Raw genomic sequence first — 26091 nt, forward strand, 5'->3', positions numbered from 1 at the left:
CGGCGTGAACTTGAAAAATGCGCTTGGCCAGATCAAGGCCCACGGTGGTAATCTGCATGGCGGATGGCTCCTTAGCTCGGGTTGCCTGACAGCAAACCCACTGTGGACTGTGATGCCGGGAGCGGGAGCCATCCACCTCATCTGCTTTCGGGAAGCCGCAAAGCCGATCTCTACGACCTATATGCGGCGCAAAGCTGCCAGGCTCTAGCTGCGGCGTGAATGTCTTCGTTGGGTCAAGCCGACATGCGTCCGTCAGCGCACCACTTCGCGGTGGCCGCTCGCCAGCCGCGTGGCGATGAGCTTGTCGATGCGGCGGCCGTCGAGGTCGACCACCTCGAAGCGCCAGCCTTGCGCGTCGACGCATTCGCCGGTCGCCGGCAAATGGTGCATGTGTGACAGGACATAGCCGGCGACGGTCTCGTAGTCGCGGTTTTCCGGCAGGTCGATGCCCAGAATGTCTGCCATCTCGTCGGCCTGCATGTAGCCGGCGAGCAGCCATGAGCCGTCCTCGCGCTTGACGGCGTTTTCCTCTTCGCCGGCGTCGAGGTCGGCGCGGAAGACTCCGGTGATGGCTTCTAGAATGTCGGCCGGGGTGACGATGCCTTCGAAATGGCCATACTCGTCATGAACCAGGGCCATCGGGACATCCGATTCCTTCAGTTTCGACAGCACGTCGAGTGCATCGGCCTGGTCATGGACGATGGGGGCGGCGCGCACATGGCGGCGCGGCTCCAGCGCCCTGCCGCCGAGGATCGCCGCCAGCACGTCGCGGGTCTGGACGACGCCGATCATGGCGTCGACGCCACCGTCGCCGGCCGGCAGGCGCGAATGCTGGGTCTCCATCAAGAGCTTGCGTATGGTGGTCTCGTCGGACTGCAGGTTGATCCAGTCGACCTCGGTGCGTGGCGTCATCACCGCGCGCACGGCGCGGTCGCCGAGCCGCATGACGCCGGCGATCATGCGCCGCTCGTCGGATTCGATGGTGCCGTGGTGCTCGGCCTCGGCGACCAGCATCTTGATCTCCTCGTCGGTGACCTTCTCCTCGCTCTCGCCGCGCTGGCCAAGCAGCCACAATATCGCGCGACCGGAAATGTCGAGCAGGAAAACGAGCGGCGCTGCGACGGTGGCAAGGATGGTCATCGCCGGCGCGACCCTCGCGGCAACGCGTTCGGGATCGCGCAGCGCGATCTGCTTGGGCACCAACTCGCCGACGATCAGCGAGCCATAGGTGATGGCGGCAACGACAATGCCTACGCCGAGCGGGTCAGCGGCGCTTTCACGAATACCGGTCGATGCGAGGAACTGCGCCAGCCGCGCGCCGAGCGTGGCGCCGGAGAAGGCGCCGGAGAGCACGCCGACCAGGGTGATGCCGATCTGCACCGAGGACAGGAATTTGCCAGGATTGGCGCCAAGCGCCAGCGCGCGGCCGGCACCCTTGACGTTGCGGTCGATCATCGTCTTGAGGCGGGCCGGCCGTGACGAGACGATCGCAAGTTCCGACATCGACAGAAGGCCGTTCACACAGATGAGGACGACCACGGTGGCGATTTCAACGTAAAGCATGCGCGGTCAATAGCATTGCGGCGAGGTCTTCGAAAATAGTCAGCCATGATTTTTAGAAGATCACGCCTCACGACCATTTCAATCCGAACCCGGACCTATGATCTCAAGGCAATTGCCTGAGCATGCCAATCACTGCCTTGCCGTCGGTAAAATAGGGATCGCCGCCGCCATTGCGCCCGGTCTTCGTCGCGCCGATCCCTGGTATGTCGCTGGTCGAGATCAGCATGCGGGCGGCGCGGAGGTCGCCGATCAGGAAGTTACGCTCGGCATCGATGTCGGGACCGATATGGTGGGTAATGGCGCCGGTGTCGTGACTGAGGCCGACGCCACGGTCGAAACTGGCGGATCCGAGCCAGAGCGGCCGCCCATCGTCACCGCGGGCGTCGGCCTGCCAGAAGCGGACGTGGTGACGCCGGTCGGCGCTGTCGCCGACCGACTTTTCAAAGGCCAGATCCTGGGCGCGGCCTTCGAACAGCAACCGGCTGACCGGAGCGTCAGGGTAGGGGCGGCCGAACAGCACGCTTTCGCCGATCTCGATCGCCGTCTTCAGCGTGACGGCGTCTGCCGTATCCCAGCCGGCGACGGCGAAGGCGTGGACGACCTCCTTTTCGGTGCCGACAAGGCCGACATTGATCGGGTCGCCCGGGATGCCTTGCGGCGTGTGCGTGATCATCTCGAAGCGCTGCGTGCGGAAGCCGCGGTCCCGCCACGTCCAGAATTCGGGCGCCGCGAAATAGGCGAGCGCCAAATAGAAGGCGCAGAACGCCGCCAGCCAGATTGCGGCGCGTCGTCGAAGGGTGCGTTGGCTCATCCGATACCGCCGAACATGTACGGCATCATTCTATGCGGCGTTGCCAGCCTTGGGCAGAGGTCATCCGTCTGGGCTCAGCGGCAGGCGCGGTAGCCGTTCTTGCGGTTCTTGATGTCGAAATGGAAATGGTTGCGGTGGTCGTAATTGTAGCCGGGACCGAGCACGGTGGTGAAATACTGGCAGCCGTCGGCGCGCACGGTGTTGAGGAAGCCGCGGGTGCGGAAGGCGAACAGGCCGGGCTTGCGCACGTCGATGTCGTCGCCATTGTTGAGCTCGATGCTCATCACGTCGAGCGCATTGCCCTTGCCGTGCTCGGACAACACACCTTCGCCGGCGATGTTGCGGCAGGAATAGCTGGAGCCCTGGTGGATGGTCTTGACGCCGGAGAAATAGCGCCAGCGGGCGGACGGCACGAGTTCGTTCTTCGTCCAGCCGGCGAAGGTGGCGGCCATGTCGCAGGTCAGCGTCGCGGCGGGTTTCATCTGGATGCTGCCGATGGCCGAGACCTTGACCGGATAGTCGATGCCGCATTGTCCTTCATGGATCGGCGCCAGATCGGTGTAGGCGACGCGGAGGCGCTTCAGCTCGCTGCGACAGTCGATCTCGCTGGCCGGCATTTGTTCAAGAGGCGACATCGGCTCGTCCATGCGCGGATAGGCGGCTGTCATATAGGGGTTGGAGGGAACGAGACGCTGCATGCCCTGGTATTCCGGGACGGCGGTGGGCACCGCGGCGGTCTGGCTGCCGACATCGACGGCGGGCTGGAGCGAGAAGACATCTCCGGTGGTGCAGGCCGACACCGCCGCAATCGCAAGCACTGTCGCCAGCCGCCCGACGGCGATGCGCGCATGTTTCTTGTACCGTGCCATGGCAAACATGGCGCCAGATCTTCCGGCCATTGAAAGGCATCCCTGTCCCCGGATGGCACAAGTCTAGTCGCCAAGAGTAAAGGAAAAATCAGCGCCGGCGTTCACGGCTGCGGCCAAATTGCGGCGCGCCGCTCTCTACACCTCGCCTTTCGCTCACTGGCAGAAAGTGCCGCCGTGGCGACGCGGCTCAAGGTCGAAGTGAAAGTGCAGCGAATGGTCGGCGTCGCTGCCCGGGCCAAGCACGGTCTTGAACGGCCCGCAGGCTGCCTTGCGCACCGCGTTCAGGAATTTCGCGTCCTTTTCGGGCGGCGTCGGGCCGACCTCGATCTTCTTGCCGTCCGAGAGCGTGAAGGTTGCAATGTCGAGCGCGTTGCCGAAGGCGTGCTCCGACAGCTTTCCACCGTTATGGCGCGGCCGGCATACGAAGGCGGAGGCCTGGCCGATCGACTTCAGGTCGGCGCTGAATTCGGCTTTCGCCACGGGCTGGACGACATCGGCGACAAAGCGTGCCGACGCCTCGGCCATGGCGCAATTCAGCTCGGTGGCAGGGGTGATCGCGACGGATTTTCCGAGTGTCTTCAGCGTGATCGGGTAGGGGATCGAGCAGCCGATCTCTTGATCGTGCTCGGCCTTGTGTTCCTCGAAGTCGACGCCCAGCGATTTCAGCCGTCGCCGGCAGGCCAGTTCTTCCTCGGGCATTTCACCGGCGGGAATTGAGGCCGATCGCGGATCGGGAAGGGTCTTTTTTTCCTCCGACGGTTTCTCCGGCGGGCCCGGCGCGCTAGCCGGCGGCTCTGCCTGCGTCGGCTTTTCGGCAGGCATGGGTGCCGTTGCCGGCGGTTCGGACGGGCCGGACGGCGCGTTGGTCGGGCGCGGCTCGGGAACCGGAACGTCCGCCGGCTCGGGTTCCGGCGTTGGTCCCGGTTGATTGAGCTCGGGCACAGGCACGGATTCAGGAAGTTTCGGAGCCTTGGCGAGCACTGGCCCCGCCAACAGCATCGCCGCCGCCAAAGGCAGCGCCAATCTGTAAAATCCGGGGAAGGTCAGCGCCGCCATCGCCCCCAAACGGCGGGGCCGTGCGGAAGTTGCCTCGGAAGGCGCATTCGGCCGATCACGATCGGTAACCGCAATGTCACGCGCCGATCACTTCCAGTCCTTCTTCCAGCCAATCGGCGAGCTGCGGCATGCCGAGCAGATATTTCGCCGTGCGCTTGTTGGCACGCTCGCGCGCGGCCGCCAGCGCGTCGGCCCATTCCGATGCGTCGTAGTCGCCCCGGCCGACCCAGGCCAGCGCGACCAGTTCGGCCGCCTCGTCGACATTGAGGTCGTTGATCAGTTCGCGAAATTCCTCCTCGGTGAGGTTTTCCGAACTTTCCTCGGCGAGACCGTCATGGTGATGGTTGTCGTGCGACTGGCCGTCGAGTTCGATCTCATGCTCGGCACCATCGGCATAGTCTTCGTTGACGGCAGCGCTCAGCGCCTTCGCCTTGAGTATGAACAGGCGCACGGTGTCCGGGCCGATCGAAAGCTCCCATTCCCTTTCGAGGCGCTGCTGCACGGGCCTTCTCCGCATGCTCCATTGGCCGTTTGCCGGATGATAGCGGATTTACGGCATTCGTCACGTCATCTTCGGTTTGCGGGCGTCAAACTGCAAATGTTGGCGGCCGCTGTTTCTTTCCGGGATGAAACGACGAGGCACCTGCGTTAGTATCGCATTGTCATTCTCAAGGAGGCTTCGATGCGCAGACGTTTGCTGATTCAGGTCATGGCTATTGCCGCCCTGCCGCTGTTTGCAGCCCCCGCATTCACGGCTGGTGAAGGCGGTGGCGGTGGTGGCGACACCCCCAAGTGCAGGAAAGGTGAGGTCTGGGACAAGAAGCTGAAAAAGTGTGTCACGCCGAAATACGGCATACTGGACGACGACAACATCTATGAAGCAGGCCACGATTTGGCGATGGCCGGGCGCTATGACGAGGCGATCGCCGTGCTCAGCCTTGCCGCGAACAAGCAGGATCCGCGCATCCTCAACTATCTCGGCTATTCGCATCGCCATTCCGGCCGCATCACAGTCGGCCTCGGCTATTACGAGGAAGCGCTGCGCATCAACCCTGACTATACGCTGGTGCGCGAATATCTCGGCGAGGCACATCTGCAGATGGGCGATCTCGCCGGCGCCCGCGAGCAACTCAGCGAGATCGAGAAGCGCACCGGCAAGGGTTCGCGCGAATACGGCATGCTGGCCCAGCAGATCGATCATTTCATGCGGAGCTGATCCGATCCGCCAAGCATTGGACCGGCTGCGGGCGATCGCAGCCGGTTTTTTGTTGCCTCCCGCGCACCTGCCGCAACGTCAGGTTCGGAATCGGCGGGGGATTTTTCAAAAACCCATTTTTGGGCGTGAAAAACGCGTGAAGATTGCTATATTCAGCCAAATTGCGGTGAAACGGTTCCGTTAGCCCGAGGCTGCCGGACCGTTTTCTTTTTGTACCCATCGACAAGGCTATCCCCGAAACGCGGGGGTAGCGGCAGGAAAGGTCAGGCATCATGAACAAGGTCCCGATGACAGGCGAGGGGTTCGCGTCATTGAAGGAAGAACTGCGCTGGCGCCAGCAGCAAGAGCGGCCGCGCATCATCGAGGCGATCTCCGAAGCGCGCTCGCATGGCGACCTTTCCGAAAACGCCGAATACCATGCTGCGAAAGAGTCGCAGAGCCACAATGAGGGTCGCGTCAACGAGCTCGAAGATCTGATTGCGCGGGCCGAGGTGATCGACGTCACCAAGCTCAGCGGCGACAAGGTCAAGTTCGGCGCCACTGTGGTGCTGGTCGACGAGGACACCGAAGAGAAGAAGACCTACCAGATCGTCGGCGACCAGGAAGCCGACGTGAAGTCGGGCCGCATCTCGATCTCCTCGCCAATCGCCCGTGCGCTGATCGGCAAGGAGGTCGGCGACGCCATCGAGGTCAATGCACCAGGTGGTGCCAGGGGTTATGAGATCGTCCAGGTGCAGTTTATTTGAGGCACTGGCTGTCGTTCTGCCCTTAGGCAGAAACCTACAATATCAATACGTTGCGCCGCCCCTCATCTGGCTGCCGCCATCTTCTCCCCGTAAACGGGGAGAATGACGCCGTCATAGACGATTTCGCCAATCACCAGCGTTGCGGCCAGCTTCTTTCTCCCCGTTTACGGGGAGAAATGCCCGGTAAGGCAATGAGGGGCAGCGCTGACCTTTCCGATTGAATTGATCAAAATCAATTCTTGCTGGTCTGACCAAGCGTCTGTCCTTCCATTAGCCTTTCAGCCTCCACCATCACCTCTCCCGGCTCAACACGGTCCCCAGGCGCAGACAGAAGCGTCGATGCGTACGGCCCGCGCGGGCCGGTCAGGCCGGGCTCGGTGGCCAGGAACACCGCGACCGTCGGCAGGCCGAAGGCGCTGGCGAGGTGGGTAAGGCCGGTGTCAGCGCCGATGACGAAGGCCGATCGGCCGATGATCGCCGCAATGACGGCGAGCGGCGATTTCGGCACCAGCACGGTCTGCGGAACAGCCTTGGCGATCGCTTCGGCCACAACCTTTTCCGGCTCGTTCGACCAGGTGACGACCGGCGTCATCTGCCTGTCGACCACCAGCCGGGCGGTTTCGATCCAGTCCGCCACCGGCCATTTCTTGTCCTCGCGGCTGGTGCCGTGCAGCAGAACGGCGGTTTTGCCGCTGACCCCAGTCAGGCCGTCGGCCGGCGGCACGATGCCGGAGCCGAGTTCGGAAAGATCGGGCTGGTAGTCGAGCGCCATCCCGAAGAGCCGCCTTGTACGCTCGATAGCGTGCAGGTCGCGCGGCACGGCGTAGCGGCGGTCGTAGAACCAGGTAGTCGACGGTTCACGTGCGCTCGAGCGGTCGAAGCCGGCGATCGGAGCCGCAGCCTGCTTCGCCACCAGGGCCGACTTCAGCAAGCCCTGTGCGTCGATGACAAGGTCGTAGCGACAGGCCCGCAAGGCACGGCGCAGGTTTGTGGCCTCGCGCCAAGTGTCGCTGTCGAAGAGCCGCTTGCGCCAGCGCCGGATAGCTACGGTGTGGATTTTCCCGATCGCGGGATGCAGGCCAACAATGCCGGCAAAAGCCTCCTCCACGCACCAGTCGAATGACACGTCCGGGCGATGGCGGCGGGCATCCTCGACGGCCGGAAACGTATGGATGACATCGCCCATCGAGGAGGTCTTGACGATCAGCACCTTCATGCGGCGGCCGGTATTTCCAGCAAGCGGTCAGCCGCCGCGACAACCTGTCCGACTTCAAGCGTCTTCAGGCAATTGAGATGGCCGAGCGGGCAGATCTTCTGGTGGCAGGGCGAGCACGACAGGCCGAGCCAGACCAGTTCGGAGCGTTCCGCCAGCGGCGGCGTATTTTTGGGCGATGTCGAGCCATAGATGGCGACGACCGGCGTGCCGACGGCGGCGGCGACATGCATCAGGCCGCTGTCGTTGGACACTGCGAGCTTGGCAGCTGATATCAGGTCGATGGCGTCCTCCAGCCGCGTCTTGCCGGCCAGATCGACAGCGCCTGGCGCCAAGGCGGCGATTTCGCCAGTTACGTCGGCGTCGTTCTTCGAGCCGAACAGCGCCACCTTCAGGCCTTTGGCCATCATCTCGCGGGCGAGGCCGGCATAGCTTTCGCTCGGCCAACGCTTGGCAGGTCCGAACTCGGCGCCGGGCATCAGTGCCACGAATTTCTCCGCCTTCAGCCCGAAGCGTTCGAGCAGGGCCGCCTGGTTGCCCGCGTCCACGGTGAGCCTGGGCGCCTGGAACGTTCCGCCCCTGGCAAGACTGAAATAGGCCTGCGCCGTACGCCGCTTCACCGCGGCGGGCAGCGGCACGATGTCGGTGAGCAGGCCGTAGCGCATTTCCCTGAGGTTGCCGACGCGGCGCGGGATGCGGGCAAAGAACGGGATCAGCGCCGATTTCCAGCTGCCCGGCAGGACATAGGCCATGTCGTAGCGGCCGCGCAGCAGGCGGCCGAAACGCCGGCGGATGCGGAATTCGAGCGCGCCGGGTTTCAGCGGAAAGTCGATCTGCTGGCGGATTTCGGGCATGCGCTTGACCAAAGGTGCTGCCCAGGCCGGTGCCAGCACGTCGATGGCGGCGTTCGGATATTGTTGCTTCAGCGCCGAGAACAGGCACTGCGCCATCACCATATCACCCACCCAGCGTGGGCCGATCACGAGGATCGTTGGGCTTTCAGCCATTCGACATAGTCTCTGACGCCGGTTTCGACGGTGCGGAATTGGCCATTGTAGCCGGCTGCGCGCAAGCGGGACATATCAGCTTGCGTAAAACTCTGGTAGCTGCCCTTGAGATGGTCGGGAAATTCGATGAACTCGATCTCGCCCTTGCCCAGCGTGTCGATCACCGTTTCGGCAATGGCGCGGAACGGCTGGGCGCGGCCGGTGCCGCAATTGAAGATGCCGCTCGAGCCCCGCTTCCACAGCCACAAATTGACGTCGGCGACATCGCCGACATGGATGAAGTCGCGGCTCTGCTCGCCGGGTCCGAACCCGCCATAGGCGCCGAACAGTTTTGGGTTCTGTCCCCGCTCGACCTGATTGAACAGATGGAAGGCGACCGAGGCCATGGCGCCCTTGTGCGCCTCGCGCGGTCCGTAGACGTTGAAATAGCGCAGCCCCGCCACCGGCGAATGATCGGTGTCGAAGACGGTGCGCCGGACATAGTCGTCGAAGAGTTTCTTGGAATAGGCGTAGACGTTGAGCGGCCGCTCATATTGCGGCTCCTCGCGAAACTCGGCGCCGCCGCCATAGACCGAAGCCGAGGACGCGTAGAGGAAGGGGACGCGCAGCGCCAGGCACGCATGCAGCAGCCGCTTCGAATAGGCGTAGTTCACGTCCATCATGAACTTGCCGTTCCACTCGGTGGTGGTCGAGCAGGCGCCTTGGTGGAAGACGGCCTCGATGCGGCCGAGCCCGCCATCTTCGAGGCGGGCGAGGAAATCGTCCTTGTCGAGATAGTCGGCGATCTGCAAGTCGGCGAGGTTAGCGATCTTGTGGCCGTCGGTGAGGTCGTCGACGACGAGGATGTCGTCATGACCTTCGGCATTGAGCGCGGCGACGATGTTCGAGCCGATCATGCCGGCGGCGCCCGTGACGATGATCATGTTGCTGGCCCTGGTTTCGCTTGCCGATTCCGGCCTTATAAGGGAGGTGTGCCGGCCTGTCGATAAAGCAGGCAGGCATGACGAGCGCTCGCCACAGTGGCGCCGCAAAGCTCCCGCTTCAGTCGGCTCGTGCCGCCCGGCGCATAATGAGGGACAAGGCAATGCCGTCGACCGAACTGCTTATCGCCTTTTTCGCCACCACGGCGATCTTTGCCTATATCCCCGGTCCGGCCATGCTCTATGCCGCGGCGCAGACCATGGCGCGCGGGCGCTGGTCCGGGCTGACGGCGGCGCTCGGCATCCATCTCGGCGGCTATGTGCATGTCATTGCCGCTGCTGCCGGCCTGTCCGTGCTGTTCCACGCCGTGCCGCCGCTCTACATGGCGGTCAAGCTCATCGGCGCGCTCTATCTGATCTGGCTCGGCGTTTCGCTGTTTCGCGCCAGGGCGCAAGGCGATGCGGCGTTGCCGCTCATCGACCGGAAATCGGCACGCCGCGCCTTCTTCGAGAGCGTCACCGTCGAGGTGCTCAATCCGAAGACCGCGATCTTCTTCATGGCGTTCCTGCCGCAGTTCATCGATGCCTCGGCCGCGTTTCCGGTGTGGCTGCAATTCGTCGTGCTTGGGACGATCGTCAATTTGATGTTTTCCTCTGCCGATATCATGTGCGTGTTCCTGGCCGGTGCGATGATTGCGCGGCTGCGGCGTTCAGGCCGCGCGCAGCGCATGATGCAGCGGGCGGGCGGCGCCGTGCTGGTCGGGCTGGGCGTGCATGTCGCCCTGCAGAAGAGTTGACCCATCAGCCATACTTGACCGTGACCCGGCCGCCGTTGCGCTGGCTCGAATTGCGGTATATCGGCTTCGCCATGAACGACCGGCCCTGCCGATCGAACTCCGGAACGTTTTCAAAACAGGCTTTTCCCGCGCGTTGCCCGTAACATGATCAAGCACAATCCGCCTTCTCCCGAACCGCTGCACCGCGCCATCGCGCGCTTTGGTGACGTCACCGTTCTGGTGGTCGGCGACTTCATCCTCGACCGTTTCGTCAGCGGCGTCATCGAGCGCATCTCGCCCGAGGCGCCGATTCCGGTGCTGCACGGGCGCGGCGAGATGCTGGCGATGGGCGGTGCGGGCAATGTCGTCGCCAACATCGTTTCGCTGGGTGCCGCAGCGATCCCGGTCTCGGTTATCGGCACCGACGTGGCCGGCGACAATCTGATGCGGATTCTGGGCGAGCTTGGCACCGATACCGGCGGCCTAGCGCAGGACCGCGACCGCATGACTTCGTCGAAGAGCCGCTTCAGCGCGCTCAACCAGCAGGTGCTGCGCTTCGACGAGGAGGAAGTGAAGCCGCTGGCGGCCAGCGAGCGGGCGACGCTGGTTGGGCATTTCCGTGCCGCACTTGCGCGGGCCGACATCGTCATCCTGTCCGACTATGGCAAGGGCATGCTGCTCGACGGCGTCGCCGGCGAACTGATCTCGATCTGCCGCGATGCGGGAAAGCCGGTTCTGGTCGACCCGAAGGGCCGCGACTATGCGCGCTATGCCGGCGCGACCGCGATCACGCCCAACCGCAAGGAACTCGGCGAGGCCGTCGGCCACGCGGTGTTTGCCGATGACGAGATCGTCACCGCCGCGCGGGAGTTGATCGCCGCACACGATTTTGACTTCGTCGTGGCGACTCGCAGTGAAAAGGGCATGAGTGTCATCGGCCCTGACGATGCCCGCCACATCGCCACGCAGGCGCGGGAAGTCTTCGACGTTTCGGGCGCCGGCGATACCGTCATTGCGACGTTTGCGCTGGCACTCGCCGCGGGCGCCGATCGTGTGATGGCCGCCTCCATCGCCAATGCCGCGGGCGGTGTGGTGGTCGGCAAGCGCGGCACCGCGCGGCTGACGGTCGAGGAACTCACCGGCGCGCTGTTTCGGTCGCACGGACCGACCGCCCACAAGGATGCCATCCTTGATGCCACATCGGCCGCACGCATGGTCGCGGCGTGGAAGGATGAGGGCCTGAGCGTCGGTTTCACCAATGGCTGCTTCGACATCCTGCATGCCGGCCATGTCAGCCTGCTGCATGCGGCGCGCAGCCAGTGCGACCGGCTGGTGCTCGGTCTCAACAGCGATGCCTCGGTGCGGCGGCTGAAGGGCCCGGGACGCCCGGTCAACGACCAGCACGACCGCGCCTGCGTGCTCGCCGCCCTTGCCTCGGTCGATGCTGTCGTCGTTTTCGAGGAGGACACGCCGCTGGCGCTGATCGAGGCCTTGCTGCCCGACATACTGGTCAAGGGCGCCGACTACACGGTCGACACCGTGGTTGGCGCCGACGTCGTGCAGAAGGCGGGCGGGCGCGTGGTGTTGGTCGATCTCGTCGCCGGCAAGAGCACCACCGGCACCATCGGCAGACTGCGCGCTACCACAAACTGAGGGTATCATGTCCGAACTGAACGATTACCTGGTCCGCTCGGCGGCCGCGATCTCGGCGATGGCCGAGCGCGACCTGACGGGCGAGATGGAGCGGGCGGTGAGTGCTGTTGTCACAGCGCTTTCGCAAGGCAAGGCCTTGCTGATTTGTGGCAATGGCGGCTCGGCCAGCGATGCCATCCATATCGCCGGCGAACTGGTCGGCCGCTTCCTGAAGGAGCGCAAGGCCTACAATGTCATCGCGTTGCCGGCCAACGCGGCGGTGCTGACCGCCTGGGGCAATGACTACGGCTTCGACACGGTGTTTTCGCGCCAGGTCGAGGCGCACGGGTCGGCCGGTGCGGTGCTGCTCGCCATCTCGACCAGCGGCAATTCGCCGAGCATCCTTGCCGCCGCCGAGCAGGCGCGCAAGATGGGCATGACGGTGGTCAGCATGACCGGCGACACTGGCGGCAAGCTGAAGCCGCTGACCGACATCCTGCTCAACGTGCCCTCGACCTCGACGCCGATCATCCAGCAGGGGCATCTTTGCCTCTACCACCATCTGTGCGCGGTCGTCGAAGCCCGTCTCAGCGATGGCTGACAAGGCTGCCGTCGAGACTTCGCCGCACCCGCTCGTCGAGCCGGGGCTATGGATCGAGCGGATCGGCGGCACGGTCTTTCCTGCCAACAGGCCAGCGCTGTTCCTCGACCGCGACGGTACCATCAACGTCGATACCGGCTATCCCGACGACCCGGCCGACATCGTGCTGCGCGACAACATCGCGCCTGCCATTGCGGCCGCCAATCGGGCCAACATCCCTGTGGTGGTGGTAACCAACCAGTCCGGCATCGCCCGCGGTTATTCCGGTTGGGATGAGTTCGCCGCGGTCAATGGCCGTGTGCTCGACCTGTTGCGGGACAGGAGTGCATTCGTCGGCATGGTTCTCGCCTGCGCCTACCACGACGCAGGCACCGGGCTGCTGACGGTCGCCAGCCATCCGATGCGCAAGCCCAATCCGGGCATGCTGTTCGAGGCAGCGAAACGTCTCGAACTCGATCTCCGGCGCTCGCTGATCGTCGGCGACAAACAGGCGGACATGGAGGCGGGACAGCGCGCCGGCCTGTCGAGCGGCTGGCTGATCGATGGTGATGCCTCCGAGCAGGCAGGGTTCAAGGTTTCGCCGCTGCGCGACCGCGAAGATCTGGACGGATTGCTGGCCGCAATAGAGGCACTCTGAAGCGCTTCCCGCAAATTCAGGAACCGGCGCTACGCTGCTGGTTTTCCGTGATTTTCAGATTGTCGGATACCACCGGACGAGGTTATCGATCAGGCCGGAAACGCCACCAGGCCCTCATCCTTGACCCGGCGAATGGTGAGCGCCGTGCGCACCGTGTCGACATTCGGCGCCGAGGCCAGCTCCTCGATGACGAAGGTCTGGAACGTGCCGAGGTCGCTTGCCACGCAATGCAGCAGGAAATCGGATTCGCCCGAAACCATCCAGGCGTCGCGCACGATGGGCCAGCCGCGCGTGCGCTCGGCGAAGGTCTTGAGCTCGGCGTCTGCCTGGTGATGCAGGCCGATGAGGCAGAAGGCGACGACATCCATGCCGAGCGCCGGCGCGTTGAGCAAAGCGCGGTAGCCACGGATGATGCCGGTTTCTTCCAGCCGCCGGACGCGGCGCAGGCAGGGCGGAGCCGAAATGCCGACACGGCTCGACAGTTCGACATTGGTCATGCGTCCGTCGTTTTGAAGTTCGCGCAGGATTTTCCAGTCGATGGCGTCGAGGTCGGCTTTGAGCGGCATTGTCGGCTTTCCCCGCGCGCAAGAATCTTTCGTGATTTCTAATTAGACTCCGGGATGCATTCCATCCCTCTGCCGACGATTTTTGATCCGGACACGGATATTGCCGGATATGCCGGCGCCGAAGCTTTCCGGGGACGAAGGCCAACTTGCCTTGCTGGCGTCACGGGCAGCACTTACATTACGCGCGACATCAGGCGTGATTTCCATGCCGCAATCCCTGGCTGCCCTCCACAGAGGCTTTTCATGACCACCAAACACGCGCCTGTTCTCATCATCGGTTCCGGACCCGCCGGCTATACGGCGGCGATCTATGCCGCCCGTGCCATGCTGAAACCCATGCTGGTCGCCGGCCTGCAGCAGGGCGGTCAGCTGATGATCACCACCGATGTCGAAAACTATCCGGGCTTTGGCGATCCGATCCAGGGCCCGTGGCTGATGGAACAGATGCTGAAGCAGGCCGAGCATGTCGGCACCGACATCATCAACGACATCATCACCGAGGTCGACCTCAATGTGCGGCCGTTTCGCGCCAAGGGCGATTCCGGCACCACCTACACCGCCGATGCGCTGATCATCGCCACCGGCGCGCAGGCCAAATGGCTGGGTATCCCGACCGAACAGACCTTCATGGGCTTCGGCGTGTCGGCCTGCGCCACATGCGACGGCTTCTTCTATCGCGGCAAGGACGTCGCGGTGATCGGCGGCGGCAATTCGGCGGTCGAGGAGGCGCTCTATCTCTCCAACCTGGCGAAGAGCGTGACGGTCATTCACCGGCGCGGCGATTTCCGCGCCGAGCGCATCCTGCGCGAGCGGCTGTTCAAGAAGGAAAACGTGCGCATCATCTGGGACACGATCGTCGACGAGATCACCGGCCAGCCCGGCAAGGCGCCGCTGCCGCCTTCGGTAGAAGGGCTGAAGCTGCGCAACATCGCAACCGGCGAGGTGACGCAGCTGAAGGTCGATGGTGTGTTCGTGGCGATCGGCCATGCGCCGGCGGTCGAGCTGTTCGTCGGCAAGCTGAAGCAGAAGCCCAATGGCTATCTGTGGACGGCACCGGACTCGACCCGCACCGACGTGCCCGGCGTGTTCGCGGCGGGCGACGTTACCGATGACATCTACCGCCAGGCGGTGACGGCTGCCGGGCTCGGCTGCATGGCCGCGCTCGAGGCGGAAAAGTATCTCGCCGGTATCGAGGTTCACCGCGAGGCGGCGGAGTAACGTAGCGACTTGAGAAAGTCGTTTAAAAGCCTGATTTTTCATTCAGACGCCAAAACAGAGCGAGGGGAATCATGGCGCTGGACTGGGACAAGCTACGCGTGTTTCACGCTGCGGCGGAGGCGGGGTCGTTCACCCATGCCGCCGAGACACTGCACCTGTCGCAATCGGCGATCTCGCGGCAGGTCAGCGCGTTGGAGCACGACGTCGGCGTGCCGCTGTTCAACCGTCACGCCCGTGGCCTGGTGCTGACCGAACAGGGCGAGATGCTGTTCCGCACCGCGCATGACGTGCTGATGAAGCTGGAGACGATCAAGTCGCGGCTGACCGAAGCCAAGGACCGGCCGTCCGGCGTGCTTCGGGTCACGACCACGGTGGGGCTGGGTGCCGGCTGGCTGACCGAACGCGTGCAGGAGTTCATCGAGCTCTATCCCGAGATCAGCCTGCAGCTGATCCTCGCCAATGAGGAACTCGACCTCACCATGCGTCAGGCCGATTGCGCCATCCGGCTGCGCCAGCCGCAGCAGCCGGATCTCATCCAGCGCCGGCTGTTCACCGTGCATTTCCATCTCTATGCCTCGCCGGCCTATGTCGCCAAGCACGGTCAACCGGCCTCGGTTGCCGAACTGAGGACGCATCGCATCGTCACCTTCGGCGTGCCGGTGCCGTCGCATCTGTCGGAGCTGAACTGGCTGGAGACCGTCGGCGATTTCGAAGGCGGGCAAAGGGTGCCGACGCTGCAGATCAACGACATATTGTCGATCAAGCGCGCCGTGCAGGGCGGCGCCGGCATCGCCATGCTGCCCGACTACGTGATCAACAAGGACTCAGGCCTGGTGCAGTTGCTGCCGGAGACCGAAGTGCCGTCCTTCGACACATACTTCGCCTATCCGGATGCGATGAAGAACCAGGCGAAGCTTCATGTGTTCCGCGATTTCATCATCGCCAAGGCGCGCAGTTGGTCCTTCTGAGGGGTAGGCCTACATTCAGGTGATGCCGGCCTGACCTGAATCTCGACATACCCTGAGACAACGCGGCTCACCCCCGCCAAGGCGTCAGGCGAGGCAGCCAGCCGGGGACGGCCCGGCGATAGGCTTCGTATTCCGCGCCATAGCGGCGGGCGAGCGTCGGCTCCTCGTAGAACCTGACGAACGAGACCATGGCCGCGGCGGCGACGATGCCGTAGCCGAAGACGGCCCAGCTCGAAAACAGCAGCGCCTGGCCGAGGATGATCGAGAGCACGGCCACATACATCGGGTTGCGGACATGGCGGTAGATGCCGCCGACGACCAGTCTTTCAGTCGGCGCCACCGGTGCTGGTGTGCCCAGCCCCTCGAGCGCGAAGCGGGCAAAGGAATGGAGCAGCAGGGCCACCGCCGCGAGGATCAGGATCCAGCCGGCCGGGACCAAGCCCGGCAGCGTCGACAGCGGCAAACGATAGCGATCGGTCAGCACCCATGGCATCACGCCCGCGACGACACCGGGTGCCGCAATGAAGAACAATGCGCTGCCGGCGATTGCCTGAATTGTGCGCATCACGAAATCCTGCCGTAGAATTGAACGGACACTGCCCGATTCCGCATCATCGGGCGGTTTCTGCGTTTGGGTGGCAAAATCGGGCTGGTTCGGCGTTCCGCAACGGGTTTGGCCGCGAAACCTTCGTCAATTTCCGGCGATTTTCCTGGTCCTATCGTGCCTGGGAATGGGTTGGACCACAGCCTGCGTCTTTTTGCATGCGTGTGTTGCAAAATAGATGCTTGTTTCTTGGGCATGATGAGCACATATATAGATCATCTCCTGGGCGCGTTCTCCTCCCATTAGCGCCCTCGAGTGTTCCCCTCTGGAGGTTAGCCCTAACAGGCACTTCCAATCAAATTCAGCCGGATCTTTATTGATCCGGCTTTTTTGTTGCCCGAAGTCCACTGACCTCGAAAAAAGTCGATCGGCATTGCCACGTAACAGTGACATGTAACCTCGGGTAACATGGCGCAGACGCGCTCCATCGATTAAGCAGATCATAGGACGCGGTTGGCTCGTCCGGGAGATGGGGGCATCACTCGGACGGACCGGGCTCAGGCGGCTACCGCGTCCGAACCATTTTTATCCGTCAGCCATCGGCAGAGCGATGCGGCGGACCTGCCGTTTGCCTCCCAGGAGACGGTCCGCAATAGACGGCGTCCGGAAACCCGGGCGCCGTTTTTGCTTTCTCACGCAGCCTTGCCGCTGGTGTTCATCGCCTCGTCGGCCAGACGTCCGGTGAGTTCGGCCATATGGTCGAACACGGCGCGATAGCTGGCCACGCCCGCCGTTGCCGAGCGCAGTTCGATGATCAGATCGCCGATCTCCGCCTGCGGCATGGTCGCCTCGACGACGTCCCATCCCGGCCAGTCGGGCCGAGCGTCATAGCCGAGGATCTGGCCACGCCGCTGCGGGATGAGAGCAATGATCTTCGAGGTCGCTTCGGACGGCGTGACGATCTCGACCTTCATCACCGGCTCGAGCAATACCGGCGAGCAGGCGGCCATGCCTTCCTTCATCGCCAGCTTGGCGGCCATCTGGAAGGCCATGTCCGAGGAATCGACGGCATGGTAGGAGCCGTCGGACAGGTTGACGGCGACGTCGACCACCGGGAAGCCGAGCGGGCCGGACTTCAGATAATCGCGGATGCCCGTCTCGACCGACTGGATGTAGGTCTTCGGCACGACGCCGCCGGTGATGGTGTCGGTGAACTGGAAACCCGAGCCGCGCGGCAGCGGCTTGATCTCGATCACCACATCGCCGAACTGGCCGTGGCCGCCTGACTGCTTCTTGTGGCGTCCACGCTGCTGCGCCGATTTGCGGATCGTCTCGCGGTAGGGCACGGCCGGTGTGTGGCCCTCGACCGGGATCTGGTTCTTGCCTTCGAGGCGCTCGCGCACGACACGCAGATGCATCTCGCCATGCCCCGACAGCACGGTCTCGGCGGAATCCTGGTTGTGGCGCAGGCTGAGCGAGGGATCCTCCTCCGCAAGACGCTGGATGGCCGCCGACATCTTGACCTCGTCCTTGCGTTCCTTCGGCCGCAGCGCGAAAGCGAAGACCGGTTGCGGTGGCGCCAGCGTGGCCAGCGGTTTGATGCCGCCTTTGCCCGAACTCAGCGTTTCGCCGGTCTTGACGGTGTCGAGCTTGCCGAGCGCGACGGTGTCGCCTGCCTTGGCGATGGCGAGCTTGGACTGGTCCTTGCCGAGCATCTTGTAGATGCCGGACACTTTTGCCGTTTCGCCGCCTGACAGGAAGAGTTCGGCGGCGTCGGCGACCTGGCCGGAGAGCACGCGCGAGACCGACAGCTTGCCGCCATGCGCCGTATGGATGGTCTTCATCACCTGGACCACCGTCTGATTGCCGTCGGGGGCGCCCAGGCGTTTGCGCGTCGCCTCGACGTCGGGCGCATCGTGACGGATCGCCTTCAGCAGACGCAGCACGCCATTGCCCTTCTCGGCGGTGCCGATGAGCACCGGCGTCACTATGCCTTCACGCAGGTCGGCGGCGAGGTCGTCGAAGATTTCGTCCTTCGGCGGTTCGATCTCCTCGAGCAGCTGCTCCATGAGCTGGTCGTCGTGGTCGGCGAGTGTCTCCAGCATGGAGAAGCGCGCCTCAAGCTCACGCGCCTTGTCGTCGCCCGGGATGTCGGCGACCTCGCTTTCGGCATACTCGCGATAGATGTAGGCGCGCTCCAAGGCCAGATCGATCGAGCCGATGACGACGCTGTCCTTGCGCAGCGGAATCTGACGCAGCAGCAGCGGCACCGAGCTTGCCGGCTGCAGCATCTTCAGCGTGTCGCGCACGCCCGCGATCGCCTTGTCGACCTTGTTCAGGAACAGGATGCGCGGCACGCCGAGATCGTCGAGCTTGCGCATGATGAGCTGCAGGGCGGGAATCTTCTTTTCGTCGGCTTCGGCGACGACGACGGCGACGTCGCAGGCGGCGAGCACAGGCTCGGCCTCGAAAGAGAATTCGATGGAGCCGGGACAGTCGACGAAGGTAAGCTGCTCGCCCATGAATTCGGTCGTGGCGAAGGTCGCCTCGACGCTCATGGCGTGAGCGCGCGCCTCGGGCGAATGATCGGAAACGGTGCTTCCCGACGAAACGGGATTCTGGCGGGGAATGGCGCCCGTGCGGGCGAGTATGGCTTCGAGAAGTGTCGTTTTACCGCTTGCGAAGGGACCGACTATGGCAATGCATTTCGGTCCCGTGCGTCGTCCTCCGGCGCGAGTACCCATGGCTGACCTCCACTCAGGCGTTTCCCTGGGAGCGGCGGCCGGCCTGTACGGCCGTCGCGGGCGGGGGTTCTTTTCGTTTCGCCACCTGCCCGATAGCATCGTCCCACGGGTTCGCGGGGAGGGCAAGGAAAATAGGAAATTCGCCGGCTTGGTTGTCTCAGGCGGTGCGGGCGAGCGATCCGGTGCGCGCGGCAAGCAGGGCGCCGGCCTTGTCGCGCGGTCCCGGCCTGCCGAAGAAGTAACCCTGGAAGCGGTTGCTGCCGGCGGCCCTGGCGAGGGTGAATTCTTCTTCCGTCTCGATGCCTTCGGCAACGATGGTGACATGCTGGATACGCGCGATCTGCGCCAGCGCAGAAACGAAGATCTGGGCGACCTGATCGTGGGTTGGCATCGTCGCCGACGCGGTCCGTTCAACCGGCCTGGCTTCGGCGCTGCCTCACCAGGGCGCCATCCGCGCTCTGCGCCTCGACCGCGTCGGCAAAGCGCGACAGCATCGGATTGAACAGGTCCGGCCGCTCCCAGAAGGGGGCGTGTCCGACACCGGGGACGACATGGCAATGTTCCCACAGAGCGCCGTAGTGCAGCGCCTCGAAGTAACTGAGCCGGACAAACGGATCATTTTCACCGTTGACGATCGCAACCGGGAATGCGGCCTGCTCGACCACCTGCCTCTGGTCGGCGCCGTCGCCGCTCATCATGCTGCGCGTCACCGTGGCGCGCAGCCTGCCGTCCGTGCGCAGTATGGTCTGACGGAAGGACGGATCGGCGCTGTCGCCGAAGCACAATGCCTCGAAACGCTCGGCATCGCGCTCCGAGTAGATTTTCTTGGAGGCGAGCAGCATGTCCCAATGCGCATGGAAGCCGCGCAGCATGCCGAACAGCCCCTTGGACACAGGCGGGGCGCCGGTCAGCATCAGTCCGCGGATTGCCGGATGGAAACCCGCGAACTCCATGGCGACGTGGCCACCGAGCGACCAGCCGAAAACGATGGCACGCCTGATGGCCAGTCGGTCGAGGAGTTCACCCGCCGACCGGGCCAGGCCGGCGATCGTGTAGGCTGTTGCCGGGTCGTGAGCGTCAGACGATCCGCCATGACCGGGAAGGTCGAAGGCGATCAGCCTGTGGGCATCGGCGAGCGGGCTGTCGAACTGCCTGGCGAACACGGCGCGCGAGCTGCCCGAGCCATGGATCATCAGGATCGGCATGCCAAGGCCCGACGATTCGCTGAGGCGCAAATCGGCCTGTGATGTGCGGATCATGCGCTCGGCAACGGCCATGCTGGATTGAACCTCCGGATTGCGTGGCCGGCAACATCGCACAGCGGGGTCTACACCGCCTTTAAGTTTCTGGTTAAGAAAGGATTTATAAGGGGCGACCGTTTATAGTGGCCGAATCCTAACGATGGGGGGTGGTGATGGAACGCGGGCTCGATCTTCTTCTCTCGATCAGCAGCATTGCAACGGTCGGCCAGTATCTCTGGTCGATGCGTGCCCATTTCCAGGCGACGACAATGTCTGCCGGCGCGAGGGTGATTTCAGCGGTCGTGGCCGCGACGGCACTGTTCTTTCTGGCGATACTCTGGATCCTGCCGCAGCCGCCGCTAGCGTTGATCGCCGGGCTGGCGATCCAGTTGGTCAGCTCTGCCCTGTTCTGGTGGGCGATCTCGACGTCGCGCAAGGCGCGGCTGCGCTTTGCCTTTGCCGAGGACAATCCCCATAGCCTGGTGACCGACGGTCCGTTCGGCTATATCCGCCATCCGTTCTACACATCCTACATCATCTTCTGGATCGGATGGGGCATCGCCACCTGGTCGATCCTGGCGGTGGTGCCGGTTGCCGGGATAATCGTGATCTATGTGATCGCGGCTCTGGACGAAGAGAAGAAGTTTTCGCGCACCGAACTGGCCGACGCCTATGCGGCCCATCGCAAGCGAGCCGGCCTGTTCTGGCCGCGGCTGGGGTAGCGCTGCCGCAATTATCCGTGCGTGCCGCTTGCTGGACGGTGTCGAGGAGGCGGTTGCGCAACAGCCGATATCGGACGAGAGTGCCGCTCGCTTCCATGATCGGCGCCACCGGATCGACGATTGCCGCGCCGTCAGCTTGAGGATCAGTACCATGAAGATTATTGCCTGCGGCAGCGTGCCGACCATTATCGCTCCGGACAAATACTTCACCGGCCGCGTGCTGCAGACACCGATCATCCAGAAGGAAGCGCCGGCCCGGCTCAGGGCCACCCTGGTCAGCTTCGAGCCTGGCGCACGCACCTTCTGGCACACACACCCGCTTGGCCAAACGCTCTATGTCACATCCGGCGCCGGACGCGCGCAGACTTGGGGCGGCCCGATCCAGGAGATCAAAGCCGGCGACGTCATCTCGTTCGATCCCGGCGAAAAGCACTGGCATGGCGCCGGCGCGCAAACGGCGATGACGCATATCGCCATGCAGGAGGCGCTCGACGGCGTCCATGCGGACTGGCTGGAACAGGTCACCGACGAGCAGGTTGGCGATTGATATCTTGTTGTTTTGAAACAAAAAACCCGGCCGTCCGCGGCCGGGTTTTTCTTGGCAACAACACTATGCCCAATCAGGTCAGTGAGGCAGTGAAACGCTGGATGCGGGTGCAGGCCTCTTCAAGCAGGGCCTCCGAGGTGGCGTAGGAGATGCGGAAGTTCGGGCCGAGGCCGAAGGCCGAGCCGAACACCACCGCCACGCCCTCGGCGTCCAGCAGCTCCGAGCAGAAGGTCTCGTCGGTGTCGATCACCTTGCCGGCCTTCGTCGTCTTGCCGATCAACTGCGCACAGGACGGATAGACATAGAAGGCGCCTTCCGGCGACGGGCATGTGATGCCGCGCGCCTGGTTGAGCATCGAGACGACAAGGTCGCGCCGGCCCTGGAAGATCGCCTTGTTTTTGGCGATGAAATCCTGCGGGCCGTTCAACGCCTCGACCGACGCCCATTGCGCGATGGTGCAGGCGCCTGAGGTCTGCTGGCCCTGGATCATGTCCATCGCCTTGATCAGTGCTACCGGGCCCGCCGCGTAGCCGATGCGCCAGCCGGTCATGGCATAGGCTTTCGACACGCCGTTCATGGTCAGCGTGCGCTCGTAGAGCTTCGGCTCGACCTCGACGATGGTCTTGAAGACGAAGTCGCCATAGGTCAGGTGCTCGTACATGTCGTCGGTCAGCGTCCAGACATGCGGATGCTTCAACAACACGTCGGCCAGAGCGCGCAGTTCGGCTTCCGTGTAGGCGGCGCCCGACGGGTTCGACGGCGAGTTCATCAAGAGCCATTTGGTCTTCGGCGTGATCGCCTTTTCCAGCACGTCCGCCGTCAGCTTGAAGCCGTTGTCGATCGAGGTGTCGGCAAAGGTCGACGTGCCGCCGCAGATCGCCACCATTTCGGGGTAGCTGACCCAGTAGGGGCGGGGGATGATGACCTCGTCGCCGGGGTTCAGCGTCGCCATGAAGGCATTGAACAGGATCTGCTTGCCGCCGGTGCCGACGATGGTCTGCTCCGGCCGGTAGTCGAGATTGTTCTCGCGCTTGAACTTCTTGGCGATCGCCTCGCGTAGCGGCGCGATGCCGGAGACCGGCGGATATTTCGTCTCGCCGCGGCGGATCGCCTCGATCGCCGCATTCTTGATGTTGTCGGGCGTATCGAAATCCGGCTCGCCGGCGCCCAGCCCGATCACGTCGCGGCCGGCATTTTTCAGCTCGCGCGCTTTCTGCGTCACCGCGATTGTCGCGGAAGGCTTTACGCGGGAAAGGGCGTCGGCAAGAAAGGCCATGACCAGATATCTCCAGGGACGATCGGCGCGGCCAGGAGCGGCCGCGGCGCTTCTCTTGTCGCATCATGCCGCCAAGCGCAAGCATTGTCGGATGAACCAGACCTCAAATCCGCGGCAACAATAAATTCATCAACGGCCGGTAGAACCTTGGACGGCAGGATCGCAACCCATATTCCGCCAGTCTTGCGGAGCGAGGAACCGTGTCGCGTAGCATCGGGCTTGCCCACATCATCCGTCACGATGACGGCACCTCCAGCGGTGTCTGGGGCATCTATACGCTGCAGAGCGCCTTCCAGCCGATCTTCGCCTTCAAGGAAGGCAAGTTGTCGGTCGTCGCATTCGAGGGACTTATCCGGCCGTTTCGTGACGGCGAGCCGCAGGCGCCGATGGGCTTTTTCAGCACCTGTCCGGCAGCCGACCGCCTGCACATCGAGGCGCTGACCAGGACACTGCATCTCCTCAATGCCGGTGCCTGCCTGCCGGAAGAGGCATCGATCTTCATCAATTTCGACCCGTCGGTGTTCAGCGACCGCGCCATTGCCGACATGGCGCTGCGCGATATGAGGCTGGTGCTGCACGAGGCAGGCATCGATCCGCGCCGCATCGTCTGCGAGGTCACCGAGCAGAAGTCGGCATCGCAGGAAACCCTCTACAGCTTCGTCGAGGCGCTGAGGGCCAACGGCTTTCGCATCGCGGTCGACGACTACGGCGCCGACGATTCCGACATCAACCGCATCAAGGAGCTCAGGCCCGATATCGTCAAGTTCGACGCGCACTGGATCACGCAGTTGATGGAGTCCGGCGCCGGCTTTGCGCTGTTGACCGCCATGGTGACGAGCTTCGAACAGCAAGGCATCCGCACGGTATTCGAAGGCATCGAGGAAGGCTGGCAGCTCGAGTTGGCGGAAAAGTCCGGCGCTTCGATGGTGCAGGGCTTCGTGTTGGCGCGGCCGGAGCTTGCACCGACCAGTTTTCGTGGTTTCGGCAAGGACGTACAGGCGCAGGCGACAGACAGCAGGGCCAAGGCACCAGCCAGCCCGGCCGTGACGCCCTCGGGTCGGCCAGCGAGGGTGTTTGGGCGCAAGGTGGCGCCATGAGCGCGCGGCCGGACAGGCGGCGCGATGCCGCCGACGCGATCTTTGCCGACGAGGTCGGTATCGAATATGGCGTCTACGGCGCCTTCCGGCTGAGAAGCGCCTATCAGCCGATCTTCACGCCGCGCAGCGGAACGCTGACGGCGGTCGCCGTCGAAGGGCTGATCGAGCCGCATCGCGCCGGCAGGCCGGTTGCCCCGCCGGTGTTCTTCGATGGCATTGCGGCGGCGGATCGCCTGTTCGTCGAGACGATGTGCCGGATGTTGCATCTGAGGAACTTCCGCAACATCGGCGTCGAAGGGCTCGACCTGTTCTTCAACTACAATCCGCTGGTCAATGACCATCTCGGACGCGCGCTGGCCGAAATCCGGCTGATGACCAGGCATCTCGGCGACTTCGACCTCCATCCGGGCATGCTGGTCTGCGAGATCACCGAGCAGGCGGCCGATGACAAGGTGCTTGTCAGCCTGGTCCATGAAATGCGCCGCCACGGCATCCGCATCGCCATTGACGATTTCGGCACCAGGCACTCGACGGAGGAGCGGATTGCGCTGCTTTCGCCCGATATCGTCAAGATCGACGGTACATGGTTTGCGCAATTCTGCCGCCATGCCGCCGCCGAACGCTTCTTCCGGCCGCTTGTCTCGATGCTGCACGATCGCGGCGCCAAGGTGCTGGTCGAAGGGATCGAGCAATCGGTGCATCTGCGGGTGGCGCTCGACGGCGGCGTCGACCTGCTGCAGGGATTCCACCTCGCTCGGCCGGCGCTGGCCGGCACGATCTTCAACGAAGAGCCGCTTTCCATCGAGGCGCTGCTCGGCATGGACAACAAGGTCGTGCCGTTGCATCAGCGGCGCTGATGGGAACGCCAAAACAAATCACTGGATGATCTCCTCCGCGTCGCGATAGAGCCTTGCAGCGGGCTGAACGCGCGAGGGAGCGGCGATGATACTCTACGGAATGATCGACAGCGGCAATTGCTACAAGCCACGCCTGCTGATGGCCAAGCTCGGCATCGCCTTTACCAATGTCGAGGTGAGTTCGCACACCGGCGACACCCGCAAGGCCGACTATGTCGCCAAAAACCCGAACGCCATGGTGCCGCTGCTCGAGCTCGACGACGGCAGGCGGCTCGCCGAATCCAACGCCATCCTGCTTTATCTTGCCGAAGGCACGCGCTTCCTGCCGGCCGACCGCTACCAGCGGGGGCTTGCTTATCAGTGGCTGTTCTTCGAGCAGTACAGCCACGAGCCTTACATCGCCGTGCGCAAGGCGCTGCTGACCTTCCCTGAAAGAGCTAGTGATGCGACGCCGGAGCGGCTGGCGCTGACGCTGGAGCGCGGCAACAAGGCGCTCGGCGTGATGAACCGGCATCTGCAGGAAAACAACTTCTTCGCGGGCAGCGCGTTCAGCGTCGCCGACATTGCGCTCTATGCCTATACGCACACGGCCGAGATGGGTGGCTTCCAGCTCGATGCCTATCCGGCAGTGTCCGCCTGGCTTGCCCGAGTGGAGGCGGATCCGGCGCATGTGCCGATGGAATGGCTGCCCTGATTTGTTGGTGTGCGTTGCCGATTTTGCAAAGCAACGTCGACGACTGGCGAAATGTTCGGCGAGGGCGTTCTTCTCCCCGTCACTATATACGGGGAGAAGGAGCAGCACCGCCGGTTTCGCCAATTGTCGGCGTCTGAAATTCAGACAAATAAAAAGGCGGGATAAAATCCCGCCTTCCCATTCCGGTAGCCTGATCGGGAGCGTTGGGGCCGGGCCGGCAGCAATCCGCTGCTTCGGCTTGTCGGGTCCCTTCCGCTCCGGCGCGCTTCTCGCGCGACCGTCAGTACATCCGTGACTTGCCGCGCGCCCCGAACCTTCGTCCGGCGCGCGCTATCGCCAAATCAGGCTGCCTTGCTCAGAGATCCAGCAGCGGACTTGCCGGTGCGGCGGTCCTGCTCGATCTCGAAGTTGATCTTCTGGCCTTCGACCAGGGTCGACAGTCCAGCGCGCTCGACAGCGGAGATGTGGACGAAAACGTCCGCGCCGCCCGCGTCAGGCTGAATGAAGCCGAAGCCCTTGGTGGCGTTGAACCACTTGACCGTACCAGTTGCCATTTCGATAGTCCTTCAC

Annotated in this window: 29 protein-coding genes and 1 pseudogene; 14 read left to right on the forward strand and 16 right to left on the reverse strand. The window is 63.7% G+C overall.

What is annotated here, in order from left to right:
• Positions 1–208 (forward strand): hypothetical protein (locus AC04SI_RS24010; protein WP_488475033.1); only part of this gene is annotated, 208 nt, incomplete at its 5' end.
• Positions 209–252: 44 nt separating this feature from the next.
• On the opposite strand, the gene AC04SI_RS24015 is transcribed toward AC04SI_RS24010, so the two are convergent.
• From AC04SI_RS24015 to AC04SI_RS24035, 5 genes are all read right to left on the reverse strand, one after another.
• The gene (locus AC04SI_RS24015) at positions 253–1563 is read right to left on the reverse strand and encodes a hemolysin family protein (protein WP_404279966.1); all 1311 of its coding nucleotides are present in this window, start codon (positions 1561–1563) and stop codon (positions 253–255) included.
• A gap of 103 nt (positions 1564–1666) precedes the next feature.
• The gene (locus AC04SI_RS24020; RefSeq protein ID WP_192183834.1) at positions 1667–2374 is read right to left on the reverse strand and encodes an LssY C-terminal domain-containing protein; all 708 of its coding nucleotides are present in this window, start codon (positions 2372–2374) and stop codon (positions 1667–1669) included.
• A gap of 74 nt (positions 2375–2448) precedes the next feature.
• Positions 2449–3273, reverse strand: coding sequence for an extensin-like domain-containing protein (locus AC04SI_RS24025; protein WP_404279963.1), 825 nt, complete (start codon positions 3271–3273; stop codon positions 2449–2451).
• Positions 3274–3396: 123 nt separating this feature from the next.
• The gene (locus AC04SI_RS24030; RefSeq protein WP_488475034.1) at positions 3397–4299 is read right to left on the reverse strand and encodes an extensin-like domain-containing protein; all 903 of its coding nucleotides are present in this window, start codon (positions 4297–4299) and stop codon (positions 3397–3399) included.
• 76 nt (positions 4300–4375) lie between these two features.
• On the reverse strand, positions 4376–4801 hold the full coding sequence (locus tag AC04SI_RS24035) for a DUF3775 domain-containing protein (RefSeq protein WP_006202487.1): 426 nt from the start codon (positions 4799–4801) through the stop codon (positions 4376–4378).
• A gap of 180 nt (positions 4802–4981) precedes the next feature.
• On the opposite strand from AC04SI_RS24035, the gene AC04SI_RS24040 reads away from it, so the two are divergent.
• The gene (locus AC04SI_RS24040; protein ID WP_404279959.1) at positions 4982–5515 is read left to right on the forward strand and encodes a tetratricopeptide repeat protein; all 534 of its coding nucleotides are present in this window, start codon (positions 4982–4984) and stop codon (positions 5513–5515) included.
• On the opposite strand, the gene AC04SI_RS24045 is transcribed toward AC04SI_RS24040, so the two are convergent.
• Entirely contained in the window at positions 5502–5789 is a 288-nt protein-coding gene (locus AC04SI_RS24045) for a hypothetical protein (RefSeq protein ID WP_488475035.1), read from the reverse strand. The genes AC04SI_RS24040 and AC04SI_RS24045 overlap by 14 nt on opposite strands.
• Between AC04SI_RS24045 and greA the strand changes: the two genes are divergently transcribed.
• On the forward strand, positions 5788–6261 hold the full coding sequence (greA, locus tag AC04SI_RS24050; protein WP_006202485.1) for a transcription elongation factor GreA: 474 nt from the start codon (positions 5788–5790) through the stop codon (positions 6259–6261). The two genes, AC04SI_RS24045 and greA, sit on opposite strands and share 2 nt — an antisense overlap.
• Before the next feature lie 232 nt (positions 6262–6493).
• Here the strand turns inward: greA and waaC are convergent, their stop codons facing one another.
• Genes waaC through rfaD form a run of 3 tightly spaced genes read right to left on the reverse strand, consistent with a single transcriptional unit; the run spans position 6494 to position 9404 of the window.
• A complete protein-coding gene (waaC, locus tag AC04SI_RS24055) occupies positions 6494–7477 on the reverse strand; it encodes a lipopolysaccharide heptosyltransferase I (RefSeq protein WP_404279957.1) in 984 nt (327 codons plus the stop codon).
• Entirely contained in the window at positions 7474–8481 is a 1008-nt protein-coding gene (waaF, locus tag AC04SI_RS24060; RefSeq protein WP_404279955.1) for a lipopolysaccharide heptosyltransferase II, read from the reverse strand. The genes waaC and waaF overlap by 4 nt, the downstream gene beginning before the upstream one ends.
• On the reverse strand, positions 8454–9404 hold the full coding sequence (rfaD, locus tag AC04SI_RS24065) for an ADP-glyceromanno-heptose 6-epimerase (protein WP_404279953.1): 951 nt from the start codon (positions 9402–9404) through the stop codon (positions 8454–8456). Before rfaD ends, waaF begins: the two co-directional genes overlap by 28 nt.
• Positions 9405–9565: 161 nt before the next feature.
• Between rfaD and AC04SI_RS24070 the strand changes: the two genes are divergently transcribed.
• The 4 genes from AC04SI_RS24070 (at position 9566) to AC04SI_RS24085 (ending at position 13047) form a co-directional block, all read left to right on the forward strand.
• Complete coding sequence (locus AC04SI_RS24070; RefSeq protein ID WP_404279951.1) at positions 9566–10198, forward strand: LysE family translocator; 633 nt, start codon at positions 9566–9568, stop codon at positions 10196–10198.
• 144 nt (positions 10199–10342) lie between these two features.
• Positions 10343–11830 carry a D-glycero-beta-D-manno-heptose-7-phosphate kinase gene (gene rfaE1, locus AC04SI_RS24075; RefSeq protein ID WP_404279949.1) on the forward strand — a complete coding sequence of 496 codons (1488 nt, stop codon included), beginning with the start codon at positions 10343–10345 and terminating at the stop codon, positions 11828–11830.
• A gap of 7 nt (positions 11831–11837) precedes the next feature.
• Positions 11838–12410: a D-sedoheptulose-7-phosphate isomerase gene (locus AC04SI_RS24080; RefSeq protein ID WP_006202479.1), complete on the forward strand. Its 573-nt coding sequence runs from the start codon at positions 11838–11840 to the stop codon at positions 12408–12410.
• Positions 12403–13047, forward strand: a complete 645-nt coding sequence (locus tag AC04SI_RS24085) for an HAD-IIIA family hydrolase (RefSeq protein WP_404279946.1) — start codon at positions 12403–12405, stop codon at positions 13045–13047. Before AC04SI_RS24080 ends, AC04SI_RS24085 begins: the two co-directional genes overlap by 8 nt.
• An 89-nt stretch (positions 13048–13136) precedes the next feature.
• Here AC04SI_RS24085 and AC04SI_RS24090 read toward each other — a convergent pair whose 3' ends face one another.
• Complete coding sequence (locus AC04SI_RS24090) at positions 13137–13613, reverse strand: Lrp/AsnC family transcriptional regulator (protein WP_006202477.1); 477 nt, start codon at positions 13611–13613, stop codon at positions 13137–13139.
• Between the two features lie 243 nt (positions 13614–13856).
• Here AC04SI_RS24090 and trxB point away from each other — a divergent pair, with 243 nt between their 5' ends.
• Both trxB and AC04SI_RS24100 read left to right on the forward strand, forming a co-directional pair.
• A complete protein-coding gene (gene trxB, locus AC04SI_RS24095; RefSeq protein ID WP_404279944.1) occupies positions 13857–14831 on the forward strand; it encodes a thioredoxin-disulfide reductase in 975 nt (324 codons plus the stop codon).
• A 71-nt stretch (positions 14832–14902) separates the two neighbouring features.
• The gene (locus tag AC04SI_RS24100; RefSeq protein WP_006202475.1) at positions 14903–15799 is read left to right on the forward strand and encodes a LysR family transcriptional regulator; all 897 of its coding nucleotides are present in this window, start codon (positions 14903–14905) and stop codon (positions 15797–15799) included.
• 67 nt (positions 15800–15866) lie between these two features.
• On the opposite strand, the gene AC04SI_RS24105 is transcribed toward AC04SI_RS24100, so the two are convergent.
• From AC04SI_RS24105 to AC04SI_RS24120, 4 genes and pseudogenes are all read right to left on the reverse strand, one after another.
• The gene (locus AC04SI_RS24105) at positions 15867–16364 is read right to left on the reverse strand and encodes a methyltransferase family protein (protein WP_404279941.1); all 498 of its coding nucleotides are present in this window, start codon (positions 16362–16364) and stop codon (positions 15867–15869) included.
• 671 nt (positions 16365–17035) lie between these two features.
• A complete protein-coding gene (locus tag AC04SI_RS24110) occupies positions 17036–19087 on the reverse strand; it encodes an elongation factor G (RefSeq protein ID WP_404279940.1) in 2052 nt (683 codons plus the stop codon).
• Between the two features lie 157 nt (positions 19088–19244).
• Positions 19245–19469 (reverse strand): annotated as a pseudogene (locus AC04SI_RS24115) (EAL domain-containing protein); the annotation flags it as partial.
• A gap of 28 nt (positions 19470–19497) precedes the next feature.
• Positions 19498–20364: an alpha/beta fold hydrolase gene (locus tag AC04SI_RS24120; RefSeq protein ID WP_488475036.1), complete on the reverse strand. Its 867-nt coding sequence runs from the start codon at positions 20362–20364 to the stop codon at positions 19498–19500.
• Positions 20365–20501: 137 nt separating this feature from the next.
• Here AC04SI_RS24120 and AC04SI_RS24125 point away from each other — a divergent pair, with 137 nt between their 5' ends.
• Entirely contained in the window at positions 20502–21050 is a 549-nt protein-coding gene (locus AC04SI_RS24125; RefSeq protein WP_246801245.1) for a methyltransferase family protein, read from the forward strand.
• Between the two features lie 151 nt (positions 21051–21201).
• Positions 21202–21597, forward strand: coding sequence for a (R)-mandelonitrile lyase (locus tag AC04SI_RS24130; RefSeq protein WP_488475037.1), 396 nt, complete (start codon positions 21202–21204; stop codon positions 21595–21597).
• Between the two features lie 73 nt (positions 21598–21670).
• On the opposite strand, the gene AC04SI_RS24135 is transcribed toward AC04SI_RS24130, so the two are convergent.
• Complete coding sequence (locus AC04SI_RS24135) at positions 21671–22873, reverse strand: pyridoxal phosphate-dependent aminotransferase (protein ID WP_404279934.1); 1203 nt, start codon at positions 22871–22873, stop codon at positions 21671–21673.
• Between the two features lie 200 nt (positions 22874–23073).
• Between AC04SI_RS24135 and AC04SI_RS24140 the strand changes: the two genes are divergently transcribed.
• From AC04SI_RS24140 to AC04SI_RS24150, 3 genes are all read left to right on the forward strand, one after another.
• On the forward strand, positions 23074–23970 hold the full coding sequence (locus tag AC04SI_RS24140; protein WP_404279932.1) for an EAL domain-containing protein: 897 nt from the start codon (positions 23074–23076) through the stop codon (positions 23968–23970).
• The gene (locus tag AC04SI_RS24145; RefSeq protein ID WP_404279930.1) at positions 23967–24827 is read left to right on the forward strand and encodes an EAL domain-containing protein; all 861 of its coding nucleotides are present in this window, start codon (positions 23967–23969) and stop codon (positions 24825–24827) included. The genes AC04SI_RS24140 and AC04SI_RS24145 overlap by 4 nt, the downstream gene beginning before the upstream one ends.
• Before the next feature lie 85 nt (positions 24828–24912).
• A complete protein-coding gene (locus tag AC04SI_RS24150; protein ID WP_488475038.1) occupies positions 24913–25521 on the forward strand; it encodes a glutathione S-transferase family protein in 609 nt (202 codons plus the stop codon).
• A gap of 341 nt (positions 25522–25862) precedes the next feature.
• On the opposite strand, the gene AC04SI_RS24155 is transcribed toward AC04SI_RS24150, so the two are convergent.
• Positions 25863–26075, reverse strand: coding sequence for a cold-shock protein (locus tag AC04SI_RS24155; RefSeq protein WP_006202464.1), 213 nt, complete (start codon positions 26073–26075; stop codon positions 25863–25865).
• Between the last annotated feature and the right edge of the window lie 16 nt (positions 26076–26091).

The organism is Mesorhizobium sp. CNPSo 4689 (genome assembly GCF_057784325.1).

Bases quoted from the DNA above. Each gene is read 5' to 3' on its own strand.
- greA (WP_006202485.1), top strand. From the start codon at position 5,788: ATGAACAAGGTCCCGATGACAGGCGAGGGGTTCGCGTCATTGAAGGAA.
- AC04SI_RS24135 (WP_404279934.1), bottom strand. From the start codon at position 22,873: ATGGCCTTTCTTGCCGACGCCCTTTCCCGCGTAAAGCCTTCCGCGACA.
- AC04SI_RS24150 (WP_488475038.1), top strand. From the start codon at position 24,913: ATGATACTCTACGGAATGATCGACAGCGGCAATTGCTACAAGCCACGC.
- AC04SI_RS24015 (WP_404279966.1), bottom strand. From the start codon at position 1,563: ATGCTTTACGTTGAAATCGCCACCGTGGTCGTCCTCATCTGTGTGAAC.
- AC04SI_RS24040 (WP_404279959.1), top strand. From the start codon at position 4,982: ATGCGCAGACGTTTGCTGATTCAGGTCATGGCTATTGCCGCCCTGCCG.
- AC04SI_RS24080 (WP_006202479.1), top strand. From the start codon at position 11,838: ATGTCCGAACTGAACGATTACCTGGTCCGCTCGGCGGCCGCGATCTCG.
- AC04SI_RS24100 (WP_006202475.1), top strand. From the start codon at position 14,903: ATGGCGCTGGACTGGGACAAGCTACGCGTGTTTCACGCTGCGGCGGAG.
- AC04SI_RS24155 (WP_006202464.1), bottom strand. From the start codon at position 26,075: ATGGCAACTGGTACGGTCAAGTGGTTCAACGCCACCAAGGGCTTCGGC.
- AC04SI_RS24110 (WP_404279940.1), bottom strand. From the start codon at position 19,087: ATGGGTACTCGCGCCGGAGGACGACGCACGGGACCGAAATGCATTGCC.
- AC04SI_RS24020 (WP_192183834.1), bottom strand. From the start codon at position 2,374: ATGAGCCAACGCACCCTTCGACGACGCGCCGCAATCTGGCTGGCGGCG.
- AC04SI_RS24125 (WP_246801245.1), top strand. From the start codon at position 20,502: ATGGAACGCGGGCTCGATCTTCTTCTCTCGATCAGCAGCATTGCAACG.
- AC04SI_RS24105 (WP_404279941.1), bottom strand. From the start codon at position 16,364: ATGCGCACAATTCAGGCAATCGCCGGCAGCGCATTGTTCTTCATTGCG.
- AC04SI_RS24120 (WP_488475036.1), bottom strand. From the start codon at position 20,364: ATGGCCGTTGCCGAGCGCATGATCCGCACATCACAGGCCGATTTGCGC.
- waaF (WP_404279955.1), bottom strand. From the start codon at position 8,481: ATGGCTGAAAGCCCAACGATCCTCGTGATCGGCCCACGCTGGGTGGGT.
- AC04SI_RS24090 (WP_006202477.1), bottom strand. From the start codon at position 13,613: ATGCCGCTCAAAGCCGACCTCGACGCCATCGACTGGAAAATCCTGCGC.
- AC04SI_RS24070 (WP_404279951.1), top strand. From the start codon at position 9,566: ATGCCGTCGACCGAACTGCTTATCGCCTTTTTCGCCACCACGGCGATC.
- trxB (WP_404279944.1), top strand. From the start codon at position 13,857: ATGACCACCAAACACGCGCCTGTTCTCATCATCGGTTCCGGACCCGCC.
- AC04SI_RS24085 (WP_404279946.1), top strand. From the start codon at position 12,403: ATGGCTGACAAGGCTGCCGTCGAGACTTCGCCGCACCCGCTCGTCGAG.
- AC04SI_RS24025 (WP_404279963.1), bottom strand. From the start codon at position 3,273: ATGGCCGGAAGATCTGGCGCCATGTTTGCCATGGCACGGTACAAGAAA.
- AC04SI_RS24130 (WP_488475037.1), top strand. From the start codon at position 21,202: ATGAAGATTATTGCCTGCGGCAGCGTGCCGACCATTATCGCTCCGGAC.
- rfaE1 (WP_404279949.1), top strand. From the start codon at position 10,343: ATGATCAAGCACAATCCGCCTTCTCCCGAACCGCTGCACCGCGCCATC.
- rfaD (WP_404279953.1), bottom strand. From the start codon at position 9,404: ATGATCATCGTCACGGGCGCCGCCGGCATGATCGGCTCGAACATCGTC.
- AC04SI_RS24045 (WP_488475035.1), bottom strand. From the start codon at position 5,789: ATGATGCCTGACCTTTCCTGCCGCTACCCCCGCGTTTCGGGGATAGCC.
- AC04SI_RS24145 (WP_404279930.1), top strand. From the start codon at position 23,967: ATGAGCGCGCGGCCGGACAGGCGGCGCGATGCCGCCGACGCGATCTTT.
- waaC (WP_404279957.1), bottom strand. From the start codon at position 7,477: ATGAAGGTGCTGATCGTCAAGACCTCCTCGATGGGCGATGTCATCCAT.
- AC04SI_RS24030 (WP_488475034.1), bottom strand. From the start codon at position 4,299: ATGGCGGCGCTGACCTTCCCCGGATTTTACAGATTGGCGCTGCCTTTG.